We start from the raw sequence: 15,803 nt of genomic DNA on the forward strand, positions 1-15,803 counted from the left end.
GAGATTTGCACTTGCCCGCTGCCCTGAATTGCACCTAAGTTGACTCATGCGTCAATAAAAAGCCCACCAACGGGCTGAACATCCTATCAACTGGGAGAAATCTGGATGAACGAACAACTCACTCACATGTCAAAGCAGGTCACAGCTGGAAAGCTGACCCGCCGTGAATTCATTGGTAAAGCAGCGGCACTGGGTGTCTCGGCCGCAATGGCAAGCACTATGTTTGCCGATGCCGCACGTGCCGCTGGTCCGAAAAAGGGCGGCGATCTGAAATTCGGTTTGCAGGGTGGTGAATCAACCAACTCACTTGATCCGGCAACCTACGCAAGCTCAGTCCCGTTCCAGAACGGCAAGCAGTTCGGCGACCAACTGGTCGAAGTGGCGCCCGACGGAACCATCGAACCGCGCCTGGCTGAAAGCGTCGAAGGAAGTGCAGACGCGAAAGTTTGGACGTTCAAGCTGCGTCAAGGGGTTGAGTTCCACAACGGCAAGACCATGACCAGCGAAGACGTGCTGAAAACTATGCAGCGCCACTCGAACGAGGATTCCAAATCAGGTGCCTTGGGCATCATGAAAGGCATCGAGTCGATGAAGGCCGATGGAGACAATTTCCAGGTCACACTGACCGAGCCGAACGCCGACCTGCCGTATCTGATGGCCGACTATCACCTCATCATTCAGCCCGATGGCGGCATGGATAATCCGGCGGCAGGTATCGGCACCGGCCCGTACAAACTAGAAGTGGACGAACCCGGCGTCCGCCACTTGTTCACCAAGAACGAAAACCACTGGAACAGCGATTTCGGCAATTTTGACAGCGTAGAAGTTGTTGTGATCAACGATGCGACGGCACGGACCGCTGCACTGCAGTCCGGACAGGTCCACGCCGTCAACCGCGTTGAACCCAAAGTTGCCGACCTGTTGGGCCGTGCGCCTAACCTGACGGTGCATTCAACCGCTGGTCGCGGTCACTATGTCTTCATCATGCATTGCGACACGGCTCCGTTTGATAACAATGAACTGCGCACCGCACTGAAGTACGCCATCAACCGCGCGGAATTGGTTGACAAAGTTCTGCGCGGCTATGGCTCGATCGGGAATGATATGCCGATCAATTCAGCCTATCCATTGTTTGATGAAACCATCGAACAGCGCGAGTTCAGCGTTGAAAAGGCTGCAGAGCACTATAAGAAATCTGGACATGATGGCTCTCCGATTATTTTGCGCGTTGCCGATGGTGCGTTCCCAGGTGCTGTAGATGCTGCTGCTCTGTTCCAGCAGACTGCAGCACAGGCTGGAATTCCGCTTGAAATCAAGCGTGAGCCCAATGATGGCTACTGGTCCGAGGTTTGGAACGTTCAACCCTTCTGTGCGTCTTATTGGGGCGGCCGCCCGGTTCAGGACCAGATGTACTCGACTGCATATCTGTCGACCGCAGACTGGAATGACACGAGGTTTAAGGTTCAGGCGTTTGACGACTTATTGTTTGCAGCAAAGGCGGAACTCGACCCTGAGAAACGCAAAGCCATCTATAGCCAGATGGGTCAAATGGTACGCAACGAAGGCGGCCTGATCTGCCCGATGTTCAACGACTTTGTTGAAGGCGTCAGCAACCAGCTGGATGGATGGGAATCTGACCCGACGCAAGAGATGATGAACGGCAACATATCCCGCAAAATGTGGTTCGTCTAAAACGGGCTACGGATAATGCATCCCATCATCAAATTGGTTTCCCAGCGCCTGGCGCTGGGACTCCTTTTGCTGCTCGGCGCTTCGGCCCTGATTTTCGGCCTAACCGAAGCCCTACCTGGAGACGCCGCGCAAGCCGTCCTGGGGCAGTCCGCAACTCCAGAGGCCTTGGCAAACCTACGCGAAGAAATGGGCCTGAACCGCCCTGCCCTTACACGCTATTTCGAGTGGTTGGGCGGCATATTTCAGGGTGACCTGGGTCAATCCCTGACCAACAAACTTGATATCTCCGAGAGTATTGGAAAACGCCTTGGGAACACTCTGTTCCTGGCTTGCGTGGCAGCAATAGTTTCCGTACCGCTTGCAATCTTTCTGGGGCTGCTTGCCGTGCGGTTCCGCAATCGCTGGCCCGACAAACTGATTTCAGCCATCACCCTGACGACGGTTTCGATCCCCGAGTTTCTGATCGGTTATGTGGTGATCTACTATATCTCAGTGAAATTGGGATGGTTCTCGTCGCTTGCGATGATCAATGATTCTATGTCGTTTGGACAAAAGTTGAATGCAATCGCGCTACCTGCCTTTGTTCTGACGCTGGTCGTGCTGGCACAGATGATGCGCATGACGCGCGCGGCCATTCTGAACCTCATGCAATCGGCCTATATCGAAACCGCTGAATTGAAAGGCCTCAGCACATTTCAGGTTATTGCCCGCCATGCCTTTCCTAACGCGATTTCACCGATCGTGAACGTCGTCATGCTGAACCTGGCCTATCTGGTCGTGGGTGTTGTCGTGGTCGAGGTTGTGTTCGTCTATCCCGGTATGGGGCAATACCTTGTGGATGCCGTGACCAAACGAGATGTGCCGGTTGTTCTGGCCTGCGGCGTGGTGTTTGCGGCCGTTTATATCGGTCTGAACATGGTTGCAGATATCGTGTCGATCCTTGCCAACCCAAGACTGAGGCATCCGAAATGATAAAGAACATTCCTCTTTCGGCTCTGATTGGCCTTATCTTCACCTTCGCCTATTTCTTCGTGGCGATCGCCGCCCCGTTGATTGCACCCTATGGAATGGCAGAAGTCGTCGGCGACGTCTGGGAGCCGAGCAGCTCCGAACATCTGCTAGGCACTGACAATATCGGTCGCGATCTGCTGACCCGCATGATCTATGGCGGGCGCACGACAATCTTCATCGCGGCAGCGGCGACGCTGCTCAGCTTTCTGACCGGTACGTCGCTGGGCCTGCTGGCTGCTGTACTGGGCGGATGGGCTGATCAGGCGCTCAGCCGTACGGTGGATCTGATCATGTCAATCCCGACTCTGATCCTGGCACTGGTCATTCTGGCCATCGTTCCGGTGACCGTCCCGATCCTGATCCTTGTTATGGGCTTACTGGATGCCACCCGCCCGTATCGTCTATCGCGATCCGTAGCGGTGGACATCAACGTGATGGACTATGTTGAAGCCGCCAAGCTGCGCGGCGAAGGGCGCGCCTGGATCATCTTCCGGGAAATCCTGCCCAATGCGCTGTCGCCACTTGTGGCCGAATTCGGGCTACGGTTCATCTTCATGGTTCTGTTCATCTCGACCCTGTCGTTCCTGGGACTGGGCGTCCAGCCACCGCTGGCTGACTGGGGCGGTATCGTGAAAGAAAACAAGGATGGCATCGTCTATGGCATCGGCGCAGCGCTTTATCCCGCTGTGGCCATTGCGACGCTGGCAATCTCGGTCAACCTGGTGGCTGACTGGGTCCTGAATCGTACCACATCGCTGAAAGGAGGCCGGGGATGAGTGATGTCCTTCTCAAGGTCCGCGACCTCAAAATCGGCGCGACCGTCTATCCGCCGGGTGAAAAGCCCCATGACATCGAGATCGTGCACGGGGTCAGCTTTGACCTCGCGCCAGGCAAGGTGCTGGGTCTGATCGGCGAATCCGGGGCTGGCAAATCTACCATCGGTCTGGCCTCAATGGCCTATGGCCGTGGCGGTGTGAAAATCACCGGGGGCGAGGTTTGGGTAAACGGGCGTGATATCCTCAAGACATCTCATGGGGATATCCGCAAACTGCGCGGTGGTGAGGTAACATATGTTTCCCAATCCGCCGCCGCATCGTTCAACCCCGCAAAGAAGATCATGGATCAAGTGGTCGAGGCCGCAGTTGAGCAGAAGAAGTTTTCGCGCAAAGAGGCTGAAGCCCGCGCGCGTGAGCTTTTTGCCAAGCTGGGTCTGCCCGACCCTGACAATATCGGTGATCGTTACCCGCACCAGGTTTCGGGCGGACAGCTGCAGCGCTGCATGACGGCGCTGGCGCTTTGCCCTGAGCCTGATCTGGTGGTTTTTGACGAACCTACCACGGCACTGGACGTGACTACCCAAATCGATGTGCTGATGGCCATCAAAGACGCCATTCGCGACTCGGGCGTTGCCGCCTTGTATATCACCCATGATCTGGCAGTTGTGGCCCAGGTCAGTGATGACATCATGGTGCTGCGGATGGGCGATACGGTCGAATACGGAAATACCGATCAGATCATCAACCGCCCGCAAGAAGAGTACACACAGGCGCTGGTTTCGGTCCGCTCAATCGAGCACGAAGAGAAAAAACCAACTCCTGAACCCGTGCTGAGCGTCGATGGTATCACCGCGCGCTACAAAGGCTTGAACTTCGACGTGCTGCATAATGTCAACGTCGAGCTTCATCCGGGGCAGACACTGGCGGTTGTGGGTGAATCCGGGTCGGGCAAGTCTACGCTGGCACGGGTCATCACCGGGCTTCTTCCGCCCCGCGATGGTGAGATTACCTTTGCGGGCCGCAAGCTCAGCTCTGATCTGAAAGGCCGCACGCGTGAAGACCTGCGTGAGCTGCAAATGATCTACCAGATGGCCGACGTGGCAATGAACCCGCGTCAGACCGTCGGTACGATTATCGGCCGCCCACTCGAGTTCTACTTCAACATGCGCGGCGCCGAGAAACGCAAGCGGATCGTTGAGCTGCTGGATGAGATCGAACTGGGCGAGAAGTTCATCGATCGTTATCCGGCGGAACTGTCAGGTGGTCAAAAACAGCGTGTCTGTATCGCGCGATCGCTGGCAGCCAAGCCAAAGATGATCATCTGTGATGAGGTCACCTCGGCGCTCGACCCGTTGGTCGCGGACGGTATCCTCAAGCTGCTGCTGGATCTGCAAAAGATCGAGGATGTGGCATACCTGTTCATCACCCACGATCTGGCGACAGTCCGTGCGATCAGCGATAGTATCGCGGTGATGTACCAGGGTCGGGTGGTTCGCTACGGTCCCAAGAGTCAGGTGCTAAGCCCTCCGTTCGACGACTATACAGACTTGCTGCTTAGCTCGGTGCCTGAGATGCATCTTGGCTGGCTGGAAGAGGTTGTCGCCCACCGCAAAATGGAGAGCGCGGGGAACTGATCCGCGCCTTTCTCATAGAAACACCGAAGACCATTCAAATTCCCGGCGCTGTGAACACAAGCAGACGTCGGGATTTTGCTATTTGGGGCGCAAATGCGCAGCCATAGCCGGACGAATCTCATAGGTTCGCCGGAACGAATACTCAGAAACAAGGGCCGGAACATGGACCGCAAACTGCTTTTGATCATCCTCGACGGCGTCCCCTGGCGCAACTTTCGTCGACTGTTTGGCAATCTTGAAGGGTGGGTCGACAGCGGTGCTGCCCGGGTTTGGAAACTCCGCTCTGTGCTGCCCTCGACCTCTGCCAGCTGCTACGCCTCCATCCACACCGGGGTCACACCGCAAGAGCATGGCTGTACAGGCAACGGCAACGTCTTCCGACTAAGCCACAAGGACGTGTTCAGTCAGGTGCGTGAGGCAGGCGGTGTAACCGGCGCGGTCACCCACAGCTATTGGTCTCAATTCTTCAATCGCCACCCGTTCGACTACGTCCGCGATGTTGAATATGACGAGCCCGACAACCTGACAATCAACCATGGTCGCTTTCATTCAATGACGGGATATGGCAACGCCAACCAGATGACGCCAAGCGATGTCGATCTGTTTGCCTCGCTCACCAACCTGTGTCTGCGCTTCGGACTGGATTATGGCATCCTGCACACTTGCACACTGGACAGCATGGGGCATCGTTTCTTCCACGATTGCGCCGAGATGGACCATGCCTGTTTCGTCATGGACGAAATGCTGGCCCCATTCATTCCGCGTTGGCAGCAGTTGGGTTATGACGTCATCGTGACGGCTGATCATGGTCAGGACGAACGCGGCCATCACGGTGGTCGCAGCCCGTTGCAGCAGGAAACGGCGCTTTACTATTTTGGTGAGGCCAAAGGCCCTGAACCGGATACCGTGATCGACCAGCTTCAGCTAGCCCCAACCATACTTAAGCGTATGGGTGCGCCGGTGGCGGACACGATGAAAGCCAAGCCGTTCCTGACCTGACGCGGTTCAGTCGTAGGACCAAATCCCCTGCCCCAATGCCTCAATGGCCACGGAAATGCGTTCAAAGCTGTCCGCTGCGCGCCCGACAGATGTTCTGGCGCGTAGGTACCCATGGACCAAACCTGCCTCGTTGATGCATTGGGCTTGCCCACCTGCGGCTGTGATCCGGTCGCAATAAGCTTTCCCGTCATCGCGCAGCGGATCGCAATCGGCGGTCACCACCACCGTCGGCGGTAGCCCCGAGAAATCGACGTCATGCAACGGTGCAAAGGTAGGATCGTTCTGGGGCGTGGTCCCTTGATACCGAACAGTCTCATAAAACCGGATATCGTCCAATGTCAGCAGCGGGGCATTGGCATGTTCGATATACGACCCCTGCGACATATCTCCGCCTAAGCCGGGATATATGAGGACCTGCCCCAGCACATTTTCCAACCGCCCCCGACCATGGTGCGAAACGGCTGCTGCCAGATTGCCACCTGCGCTGTCACCGGCCAGCACGATCGGTTCGCCGTATTCCTGAACCACCCAGTTCGTGGCGGTCCAGCTATCCTGAAACTGCGCCGGGTGCACATGCTCAGGGCACAACCGATAGTCGACCGAAACGATCCGATAGCCCGTCTGGGCGCAGAGTTCAGCACAAACATCATCGTGGCTATCCAAGCCCCCGACGACGAACCCACCACCATGTATGTAGACGACGGTCCGGGTGGGGTCACCGGCACTATAGATGCGAACAGGTACGCCATCGGCAGACCTGTCGCGCACCTCGATGCCAGGTGGGCGCGGCTGGCGGAAGTCCTGACACATCGCGTCATAGACCCGGCGTTGGTCAGCAATGGACATCTCTACTGTATCATCCGGATAGCTCTCGGCTGTGCGCCGGATGAAACCCCAGGTCTCCTCGTCGATCAGACGTTCATAGTCCATTGTTCCTCCGAATTATTCAGACCACTCCCATGGCCGAGTAAACGAACCCAGCACTTTTGAGACATCGTCTTCGGAAGACCCATTCGCGTCAAGCTGCGCGACAAGACCCCTCTTCTTGTCGTCGATTACCGAAACGACCCGCGCTTCAATGCCTGCGGCGTCCAATGCACCGTTGTAGATGCGAGTGATGGCCTGCTTGCGCAGTTCGGGTTTGAAAACCTTGCCAACGGCGGTTTTCGGCAATTCATCCAGAATGGTCATGTGCTTGGGCTGTGCCGCGCGTTCGTGGACGTGGACCTTGCAATAGTCCATCAGCTCCTGTTCAGTGACCGAGGCCCCCTCGACCAGTTCAACAAAGGCGCAAGGCACCTCACCCGAATGCGCATCGGGCTGACCGATGGCCCCTGCAAAGGCGACGGCATCATGGCCCAGCAAGGCCTCTTCGATTTCTGCAGGATCGATATTGTGTCCGCCGCGAATGATCAGGTCCTTCGCGCGACCGGTGATCCACAGATAGCCGTCCTCATCAAACCGTCCCAGATCGCCCGTGCGCAGGTATTTATCGAAATGATAGAGGTTCGTATTCTTATCGGTCTCGGTATAAGTATTGCCCGCGTATACGCCGGGGTTCGAGATGCAAATTTCACCGATCTGATCTACGCCGCACTCGGTTGGTCCATCCGGCCCCTCCTGCAGGATTTTGACGTCCGTATAGGGGAACGGGATGCCGATCGAGCCGATCTTCTTTTCCCCATCCACGGGGTTGCATGACACCAGACAAGTGGCCTCGGTCAGGCCGTAGCCCTCGACGATAGTAACGCCGGTCGCTTCTTCAAACCGACGGAACAGTTCGACCGGCAACGGAGCTGATCCCGAAAACGCCGTTTTCACGCTGGATATATCCGCATCCACAGGTCGCTGCATTTTGGCTGAAATCGCTGTCGGCACTGTAATGATGAACGAAACCTTCCAGCGTTCGATCAGTTTCCAGAAATTGTCGAATACACCATCACCGCGATACCCGGCAGGCGTCGGGAATACCACATGTGCACCAGACGACACCGCCGCCATCACGATGACATGCACCGCAAAGACATGGAACATCGGCAGAGGGCACATGATGACGTCGTTTTCGTCAAAGAGCAGCGTGTTGCCCAACCAGCCATTGTAGATAAGGCCCGAGTATTTGTGCTGCGCTACTTTCGGCATGCCCGTAGTGCCGCCCGTGTGGAAGTAGCACGCCACCCGATCTTTCTGGCTATCCTCAAAGTTCAGCGTTTTAGGCTGCTTGTTCAGCTCATCAAGGAAGTTCTTGTAATCCGCATGGGCCAGCTTTTCTTTATCACCCATCTTTGGGCGCAAGAACGGTACAAGCCAGGATTTGGGCGGCGTCAGATAGCGATTCAGGTCGATCTCAAGGATCGTGTTGACGCCCGGAGCGTGGCGTACTGCCTCTTCAACCTTTTGGGCTACATCGGTTTTGGGGAAGGATTTCAGCGTGACCACGACCTTCGCCTTGGTCTCACGCAGGATCGCCGCGATCTGCTCCGGCTCCAGCAATGGGTTGATCGGGTTCACGATCCCGGCCACCGCACCGCCCATCATGGTGACCAGCGTCTCGTTGCAATTGGGCAGCACATAAGCCACCACATCGTTTTCTCCGATGCCAAGGGAACGGAACAGATTGGCCGCTTGGTTGACCTTGCCCAGCAGTTCGGACCATGTCAGCGTCTCAGCCTTGTCACTCGGTCCAGACATCAACTGAAAGCTGATCGCTTTGTGGTTCGGGAACTTGCCCGCCGTCCGCGACAACAGCTGGTGGAAAGTGACGGGTACATCCCGATCCTCCCACGTCATCTCCTGCTCGATGCGCGCCTTGTCTTCCAATCCCACAAAGGCCATGTGGCTCCTCCCCTGATCTGTCTCCCGTGTCGCGCACAGGCTTGTTTGTCACCTCCAAGATGGAAGCAAAACACACCATGCGCAAGCAAGGGCTTAGCGATCAGGTCCGGGAATATGTAGAATGACGCTACGGCGAAACGAGATGTGCCGGAGCGTCACTTTATTCTGCAGCCACCCCGTCGGTGAACTGCAAGCGTGCGAGGCGGGCATACAAACCGTCCTGCGCCACCAGATCGTTATGGGTACCCTGCGCCACAATGCGCCCGGCTTCCAGCACGACAATCCGGTCTGCCTTTTTAACGGTCGCCAGGCGGTGCGCCACGATCAGAGTGGTGCGCCCTGCCCTCATGTTATCGACCGCACCCTGCACCGCACGTTCGCTTTCTGCGTCCAAAGCCGAGGTCGCCTCGTCCAGCAGCAGCACCGGTGCGTCGCGCAGGATGGCACGTGCGATGGCGATACGTTGCTTCTGACCACCCGACAGCATTACGCCCCGTTCGCCTACAAAGCTGTCATACCCTTCGGGCAAAGCCGAGATGAACTCATGCGCGGCAGCGGCTCGGGCGGCGGACTCGACTTCGGCGTCTGAGGCGTCCAGACGGCCAAAGCGGATATTCTCGCGCGCCGAAGCGGCAAAGATCACGGGGTCTTGCGGGACCAGCGCGATGTGCTGACGGAAGTCGTCACGGTTCAACTCGCGCAGGTCGAGCCCATCAAGGCTGACCTGTCCCGCATCGGGATCATAGAACCGCTGAATCATCTGGATGACTGTTGTCTTGCCCGCACCAGACGGGCCGACAAAGGCCACTGTCTCCCCGGGTTTGATTTGAAGTGACAAGTGATCCAGCGCAACGACGTCCGGGCGCGCGGGATAGTGGAATGTCACATCGTCAAAACGTATCTCTCCGCGTACGGGTACAGGCAAATCCTTGGCCTGCGACGGATCATTGACGGTATCCTCAGCGTTCAGCAGCTCGACCAAACGCTCCGTCGCACCTGCAGCGCGCTGCAACTCGCTCCAGATTTCGGACAACGCCGCGACTGAACCCGCCATGATGATCGAATAGATCACAAACTGGATCAACACGCCCTCGGTCATAACCCCGTTACGCACATCATTCGCACCCATCCACAGCACGCCAACGATGCCCGAGAAGACGAGAAAGATCACAATGACGGTCAGAATCGCACGGGTCTGGATCCGACGCAGAGAAACTTCGTACGAAGTTTCTGTCATCTCTCCGAACTGCGTCCTGCTGGCGTCCTCATGAGTAAAAGCCTGCACGGTTTGCACCGCACCCAACGCCTCGCCGGCATTTCCAGAGGACGCCGCAATCCAGTCCTGATTTTCCCGGCTGATCACCCGTAACCTGCGGCCCAGTACCAATATTGGCACAACCACCAGCGGAATCAGCAGCAACACCATCCCAGTCAGCTTGGCCGACGTCAGCAGCATCAGCACCAGTCCGCCGACGAACATCAAAAGATTGCGGAGCGCGATGGACACAGACGATCCCAGCACCGATTGGATCAGCGTTGTGTCGGTGGTGATCCGGCTCAGAACTTCGCCGGTCATGATGCGCTCGTAAAACTCGGGGCTCATCCCGATCACGCGGTCAAAAACCGCCTTTCGGATATCGGCCACCACACGTTCACCCAACCGGGTCACCAAAGCATAGCGAATACCCGTACCCACGGCGAGAATCCCGGCAATACCGAGGGCGGCCAGAAAGTACCATTCAAGCAAATCACCATCTTCGATGCGGAAATTGTCGACCACACGCCGCACAGCCAAGGGCAATGTCAGCGTCATGCTGGCTGTCAGGATCAACGCCAGTGTCGCGCCGATCATCAGCAGTCGATAGGGCTTCATAAACGGCCACAATGACCGCAGTACGCCTATTTTCTTTGACCGCGCACGCTCTTCCTGTGCACGCGGAGCCGAATTGTTCGCTGGACTGGCGGCGCTGGTTCTTGCCATGTCTGGCCCTTGTATTTTGGTCGATCGCCCTGATCAGGCATCATTCCCAGCTTCTTGGCGTCAGAGGCGTTTGGGGTCAAGCTGAAGACAAAGTTTTGCAACCCGATAAGGGCTAAATGACGCAACTTGTGTGAGGGATCAACTGGAGCGGGCGGCGGGAATCGAACCCGCGTCATTAGCTTGGAAGGCTAAGGTCTTACCACTACACAACGCCCGCTCAGCGAGCCCACCACCTATTTCATACGAAATTTGACGTCAAGAGGATGTTTCAATCAAATGCGCCTCGCACTGTGATTTGAAAGGTCCATTTTGCCAGGATCGACACGTGCGAACAGCCGGGTGCTTTTCGGCGAGTGTTCTTAACTGATCAGGCGGGCTGGATCATTGCAAACGCTCAAAAGAGCATTTTCCGCGCTCCGCGACGCCATTCACGAAAATGTGCTATAGTTCGAAAATCCGTCGTCCGGCGCTGTTTGCCCGTCCTCGGCGGAATTTTAGCGGGGGATTGAATGATGACCGAATTTGACCTCGGCACGTATCGCCGTGCTGTTACCACTTCATCAAGCGAAGCTCAGAAACTGTTCGATCAGGGGCTCATCTGGTTGTTCGGGTATAACCACGAGGCCGCTGCCGCCTGTTTCGAACAGGCCATTACTCATGACCCGAAATGCGGTATGGCCCATTGGGGCATCGCCTATGCGATTGGTCCAAATTACAACAAACCATGGGAGTTCTTCGAGCCCGATGAAAAAGTTGCAACCCTTGATCGGTCGCGTCAGGCAATCGAAGCGGCGATGGCATTGCGCGCATCCTCTACCCCGGTCGAGGCGGCGCTGATCGAAGCGATCTCACAACATATCCCGTCGGACCCCGAGATCGAAGATTACGCCCCGTGGAACGACGCGTTCGCCGATTCGATGCGCGCGGTTTATTCCGATCATCCGGACGACCTGGATGTCTCATCTGTGTTTGCCGAATCCTTGATGAACCGAACGCCCTGGCAGCTATGGGATCTCAAGAAAGGCGTGCCCGCCGAAGGGGCATCCACCACCGAGGCACAAGCCGTTCTGGAAAGGGCCTTTGAAACGCTTCCCGGTGCCTGGGATCATCCCGGCCTGCTGCATATGTATATCCACTTGATGGAGATGTCGCCCACTCCGGAAAAGGCGCTGCGACACGGGGATCGGCTGGTCGATCTGGTGCCCGACAGCGGGCATCTAGTTCACATGGCGACGCATATCGACGTGTTGTGCGGCGACTATCAGAATGTGGTCTGGCGCAATCACCGAGCCGCAGCGGTCGACAAGAAATATGAAGCCATGGCCGGGGGTGAGAACTTCTATACCGTCTATCGCGTCCACAACGTACATTTTGAAGCCTATGGGGCCATGTTCCTTGGGCAACCCGAATTGGCCCTGGCTGCGTCCGAGGAATTGATGCGATTATTGCCGGACAATGTGATCCGTTACTTCCCGGATTTGTTCGAATCCTTCTATGGCAAGAAGGTCCATGTCATGGTTCGCTTCGGCATGTGGCAGGAAATTCTGGATGAACCCATGCCCGGCGACGCGGAGTTATACAGCTATACCACCGCCGCAATTCATCAGGCGCGCTCTGTGGCTCTGGCCAATTTGGGTCGTATGGACGATGCAGCGCATGCACGCAAAGTGGCCGTTCAGGCCAGAAAAGCCGTCCCGGAAAGTCGACTGGTATTCAACAACACCGCCGAGGATGTTTTGATGATCGGCGAGGCGATGATGGATGGAGAGATCGCGTTCAAATCCGGTGACCGTGAAGGTGGGCTTGATCATCTGCGCCGCTCGGTCGAGTTGGATGACAATCTGGTTTATGACGAGCCATGGGGATGGATGCAGCCAACAAGGCACGCTCTGGGTGCCTTGTTGATGGAAGACGGTCAATTCGATGAGGCCGAGGCCGTCTATCGGGCCGATCTGGGTCTGGACGACACGCTCGCCCGTGCTTGCCAGCATCCCGGCAATATCTGGAGCCTTCATGGCCTGCATGAATGCCTGATCCGTCGCGGTGAAACGACGGAGGCCCGTCATATCAAGCTGCAACTGGACAAAGCTGCTGCACGGGCCACGGTGCCTATCCATGCCTCATGTTATTGCCGCAGAAAGGCAAAGGCGGCTTAGGCTTCTGGTCGTTTGGCGATAGATTCGCCTAAACATTGATCAGCGCCGCAGGTAGATCGGCGTCAATCTGTACGCGGCGCAGATCAAAAGAAGCTTTGCTCAGACAGTCAATTTCCTGTCATGTGATCGCTCTACACCCACGGGGCGATTCTTAGTTCAGACAGCCAGGAGCTATCCATGACAGACGTCGATCTCACCACCCTTTCCGCCGACGATTGGGATGAGTTGCACTTCCCCCGCCCGGATGAACACGACTTCGACCGCGTGGTTGAAAGCGCTATCTCGCGACGGGGTTTCCTGTCAGGAGTTGTGGCATTTGGGTCGGGCGCTGCGGCGATGGGCGCTGGTTTGTTGGGCTCAACTTCAGCACAGGCGGTCGATGCACAACGCTTTGCCTTCACGCCGTTTCCTGCCCAGACTGATGGGACAGTCCACGTGCCGGAAGGTTATGAGTGGAACATGCTAATGCGCTGGGGCGATCCGCTGTTTTCCGAGGCCGATGGATACGATTTGACCGATGGCGGTAAGGTTGAAAACTCGGACAAGGTTTTTGGCGAGAATACGGATGGGATGGAGACATTCTCGTTCCGGGGTCACGAGCTGATTGCGATCAACCACGAGTACCCGAACCGCAAGATCAACCTGCCTGCCGCGCAGGAAGGTGTTCCGACCAGTGCCGATGATGTTCTGAAGTTGCAGAACATCCAGGGCGTGACCGTGATGGAGATCAAGGAAAGCCCGGAGGGCTGGTCTGTGGTGAAGGACAGCCCCTTCAACCGCCGGATCCACCACAACACTCCGATGAAGATCGTCGGCCCCGCCGCTGGTCATGACCTACTGAAGACCGAGGCCGATCCGACAGGAACCGCGTCGCTGGGCACCATGAACAACTGTGGTTCCGGCAAGACACCGTGGGGCACCTACCTGACCTGCGAAGAAAATTTCAACGGCTACTTTGGTTCCTCTGACGAGAATGCCAGCTACGATCAGAAGGTCGCGGACGGCATGAAACGCTATGGCATCAAAGCCGAAAGCTGGAATGGCTACGAACTGTTTGACCCCCGCTTCGACACCTCGAAAAACCCCAATGAGCCGCACCGCGCAGGCTGGATCGTTGAAATCGACCCGACCAAACCCGACAGCACTCCGGTCAAGCACACCGGCCTTGGTCGCTTCAAGCATGAAAATGCTGAGGTCGCGCTGGCTGCGGACGGTCGTGTTGTGGTCTATATGGGCGACGATGAACGTGGCGAGTATCTTTACAGGTTCGTCTCGAACGCGGCCTATGCGCCCGGTGTCGACACTCAGGGCTTGTTGAATGACGGCACGCTATATGTCGCCAAGTTCAATGACGACATGAGCGGCGAATGGCTGCCGCTGACGCCGGAAACAACCGGCATGGACGCGGCCGAAATTCTGATCTTTACCCGTATGGCCGCATCGGCTGCGGGCGGCACCACAATGGACCGCCCGGAATGGGTGGCCTCAAGCCCTGTTGCGGTCGAGGCATATTGCTGCCTGACCAACAACAAGAACCGTGGAGTTAAGCCAAATGCTGGGGGTGATGACACTGCAGTCAACGGCCCTAACCCGCGCGAGGCCAACAAATACGGCCAGATCGTGCGCTGGCGTCCAGCGGATGAAGATCACGCGGCCACTGGCTTTGATTGGGATCTCTATGTCATGGCCGGAAACCCAACTGTTCATTCGGATAACCGTGGCGGATCGGCAAATGTGAACGAAGGCAACCTGTTCAACTCACCCGACGGCATGGCCATCGATTCGACCGGTCTGGTCTGGATTCAGACAGACGGGAATGATGACAACGAGGAAGAATTCGCAGGAAACGGCAATAACCAGATGCTAGTTGGCGATCCCGTGACCGGGGAGATTGTGCGCTTCATGACCGGCCCGAATGGCTGTGAAGTCACCGGTCTGGCCTGGTCGACCGACCTGCGCACCATGTTTGTTGGCATCCAGCATCCGGGCAGCAATTGGCCCGATGGCGGTACGCCGCGTTCGTCGGTGATTGCGATCAAACGCACCGACAACGGGCTGGTCGGCTAATCAAGCCCTTGCATCAAAAGCGCCCCTGAACTTCGGTTCCGGGCCGCTTTTTCGTCTCAATTCAAATATCCTCACCCGGTGGATCAAGCAGCCCGCCCGGCGCAAGCAAGGCACGTTCTGAAAGCCACGGGTTCAGTTCGAGTGCATGGTTCAGCGCCGTTCGCGCTTCGTCCAGCCGCTTGAGACCCAACAGCGATAATGCCCGCCCGCTAAGCGCCGCTACATGGTTCGGGGACAGCTCAATGGCCCGATCCAGATCGATCAGGGCCGCACCGTAATCCTGCTGCAAATAGTTGACGAATGCCCGCTGATTGTACCCCTCGGCATAATCCGGGCAATAAGCGACCAGAGCGTCAAACTCGGCCAGCGCACCGGTCAAATCCCAAGACTCGCGCAGAGACATCCCGCGATCCAACAGGGTTTGAGATCGGGCGTCCGGCGCATCGGTCCAGAGTTGCCACATCCGTCCCGAAATACCCCGCGCCTCGCGCTCAGACGACGCGGTTTGGGCTTGCGCAATCAGGGCGTCGACGCCAGAAATATGATCCGGCGCAACCGGGCAATCTGCAGAAGCCTGAGCGGCAGAACCAGCGAGTATGGCAACGATAAGTACGTTTTTCATCCTCTCTAACCTGATCCATCAGGCGTTTAGGTC

11 protein-coding genes and 1 tRNA gene are annotated in these 15,803 nt (G+C 56.9%); 7 read left to right on the forward strand and 5 right to left on the reverse strand.

The window, feature by feature from the left end; translation table 11 throughout:
• Window positions 1-105 precede the first annotated feature (105 nt).
• The 5 genes from ACR0MJ_RS12800 (at window position 106) to ACR0MJ_RS12820 (ending at window position 6,112) form a co-directional block, all read left to right on the forward strand.
• Entirely contained in the window at window positions 106-1,692 is a 1,587-nt protein-coding gene (locus tag ACR0MJ_RS12800) for an ABC transporter substrate-binding protein (protein ID WP_480761228.1), read from the forward strand.
• A gap of 15 nt (window positions 1,693-1,707) precedes the next feature.
• A complete protein-coding gene (locus tag ACR0MJ_RS12805) occupies window positions 1,708-2,664 on the forward strand; it encodes an ABC transporter permease (protein ID WP_480761229.1) in 957 nt (318 codons plus the stop codon).
• Window positions 2,664-3,479 (forward strand): ABC transporter permease, encoded by an 816-nt coding sequence (locus ACR0MJ_RS12810; protein ID WP_170392918.1) that lies wholly within the window; start codon window positions 2,664-2,666, stop codon window positions 3,477-3,479. Before ACR0MJ_RS12805 ends, ACR0MJ_RS12810 begins: the two co-directional genes overlap by 1 nt.
• Window positions 3,476-5,113 carry an ABC transporter ATP-binding protein gene (locus ACR0MJ_RS12815; RefSeq protein WP_170392262.1) on the forward strand — a complete coding sequence of 546 codons (1,638 nt, stop codon included), beginning with the start codon at window positions 3,476-3,478 and terminating at the stop codon, window positions 5,111-5,113. The genes ACR0MJ_RS12810 and ACR0MJ_RS12815 overlap by 4 nt, the downstream gene beginning before the upstream one ends.
• A gap of 162 nt (window positions 5,114-5,275) precedes the next feature.
• A complete protein-coding gene (locus ACR0MJ_RS12820) occupies window positions 5,276-6,112 on the forward strand; it encodes an alkaline phosphatase family protein (RefSeq protein ID WP_170401655.1) in 837 nt (278 codons plus the stop codon).
• Window positions 6,113-6,118: 6 nt separating this feature from the next.
• Here ACR0MJ_RS12820 and ACR0MJ_RS12825 read toward each other — a convergent pair whose 3' ends face one another.
• From ACR0MJ_RS12825 to ACR0MJ_RS12840, 4 genes are all read right to left on the reverse strand, one after another.
• Window positions 6,119-7,042, reverse strand: a complete 924-nt coding sequence (locus ACR0MJ_RS12825) for an alpha/beta hydrolase (RefSeq protein WP_170420683.1) — start codon at window positions 7,040-7,042, stop codon at window positions 6,119-6,121.
• Between the two features lie 12 nt (window positions 7,043-7,054).
• Complete coding sequence (locus ACR0MJ_RS12830) at window positions 7,055-8,944, reverse strand: acyl-CoA synthetase (RefSeq protein ID WP_480761230.1); 1,890 nt, start codon at window positions 8,942-8,944, stop codon at window positions 7,055-7,057.
• 160 nt (window positions 8,945-9,104) lie between these two features.
• Window positions 9,105-10,925, reverse strand: a complete 1,821-nt coding sequence (locus ACR0MJ_RS12835) for an ABC transporter transmembrane domain-containing protein (RefSeq protein ID WP_170661870.1) — start codon at window positions 10,923-10,925, stop codon at window positions 9,105-9,107.
• 143 nt (window positions 10,926-11,068) lie between these two features.
• Window positions 11,069-11,142, reverse strand: a tRNA-Gly gene (locus tag ACR0MJ_RS12840).
• 292 nt (window positions 11,143-11,434) lie between these two features.
• On the opposite strand from ACR0MJ_RS12840, the gene ACR0MJ_RS12845 reads away from it, so the two are divergent.
• Both ACR0MJ_RS12845 and ACR0MJ_RS12850 read left to right on the forward strand, forming a co-directional pair.
• Window positions 11,435-13,081, forward strand: coding sequence for a hypothetical protein (locus ACR0MJ_RS12845; protein WP_480761231.1), 1,647 nt, complete (start codon window positions 11,435-11,437; stop codon window positions 13,079-13,081).
• 177 nt (window positions 13,082-13,258) lie between these two features.
• Entirely contained in the window at window positions 13,259-15,148 is a 1,890-nt protein-coding gene (locus ACR0MJ_RS12850) for a PhoX family protein (protein WP_480761232.1), read from the forward strand.
• Between the two features lie 61 nt (window positions 15,149-15,209).
• Here ACR0MJ_RS12850 and ACR0MJ_RS12855 read toward each other — a convergent pair whose 3' ends face one another.
• On the reverse strand, window positions 15,210-15,770 hold the full coding sequence (locus tag ACR0MJ_RS12855) for a tetratricopeptide repeat protein (RefSeq protein WP_170401669.1): 561 nt from the start codon (window positions 15,768-15,770) through the stop codon (window positions 15,210-15,212).
• Window positions 15,771-15,803 lie beyond the last annotated feature (33 nt).

This window comes from Ruegeria sp. C6 (assembly GCF_056537625.1).

What these genes read in the sequence shown, in the direction of transcription:
- ACR0MJ_RS12815 (WP_170392262.1), top strand. Translation starts at nt 3,476, where the DNA reads ATGAGTGATGTCCTTCTCAAGGTCCGCGACCTCAAAATCGGCGCGACC.
- ACR0MJ_RS12850 (WP_480761232.1), top strand. Translation starts at nt 13,259, where the DNA reads ATGACAGACGTCGATCTCACCACCCTTTCCGCCGACGATTGGGATGAG.
- ACR0MJ_RS12825 (WP_170420683.1), bottom strand. Translation starts at nt 7,042, where the DNA reads ATGGACTATGAACGTCTGATCGACGAGGAGACCTGGGGTTTCATCCGG.
- ACR0MJ_RS12855 (WP_170401669.1), bottom strand. Translation starts at nt 15,770, where the DNA reads ATGAAAAACGTACTTATCGTTGCCATACTCGCTGGTTCTGCCGCTCAG.
- ACR0MJ_RS12800 (WP_480761228.1), top strand. Translation starts at nt 106, where the DNA reads ATGAACGAACAACTCACTCACATGTCAAAGCAGGTCACAGCTGGAAAG.
- ACR0MJ_RS12845 (WP_480761231.1), top strand. Translation starts at nt 11,435, where the DNA reads ATGATGACCGAATTTGACCTCGGCACGTATCGCCGTGCTGTTACCACT.
- ACR0MJ_RS12820 (WP_170401655.1), top strand. Translation starts at nt 5,276, where the DNA reads ATGGACCGCAAACTGCTTTTGATCATCCTCGACGGCGTCCCCTGGCGC.
- ACR0MJ_RS12830 (WP_480761230.1), bottom strand. Translation starts at nt 8,944, where the DNA reads ATGGCCTTTGTGGGATTGGAAGACAAGGCGCGCATCGAGCAGGAGATG.
- ACR0MJ_RS12805 (WP_480761229.1), top strand. Translation starts at nt 1,708, where the DNA reads ATGCATCCCATCATCAAATTGGTTTCCCAGCGCCTGGCGCTGGGACTC.
- ACR0MJ_RS12835 (WP_170661870.1), bottom strand. Translation starts at nt 10,925, where the DNA reads ATGGCAAGAACCAGCGCCGCCAGTCCAGCGAACAATTCGGCTCCGCGT.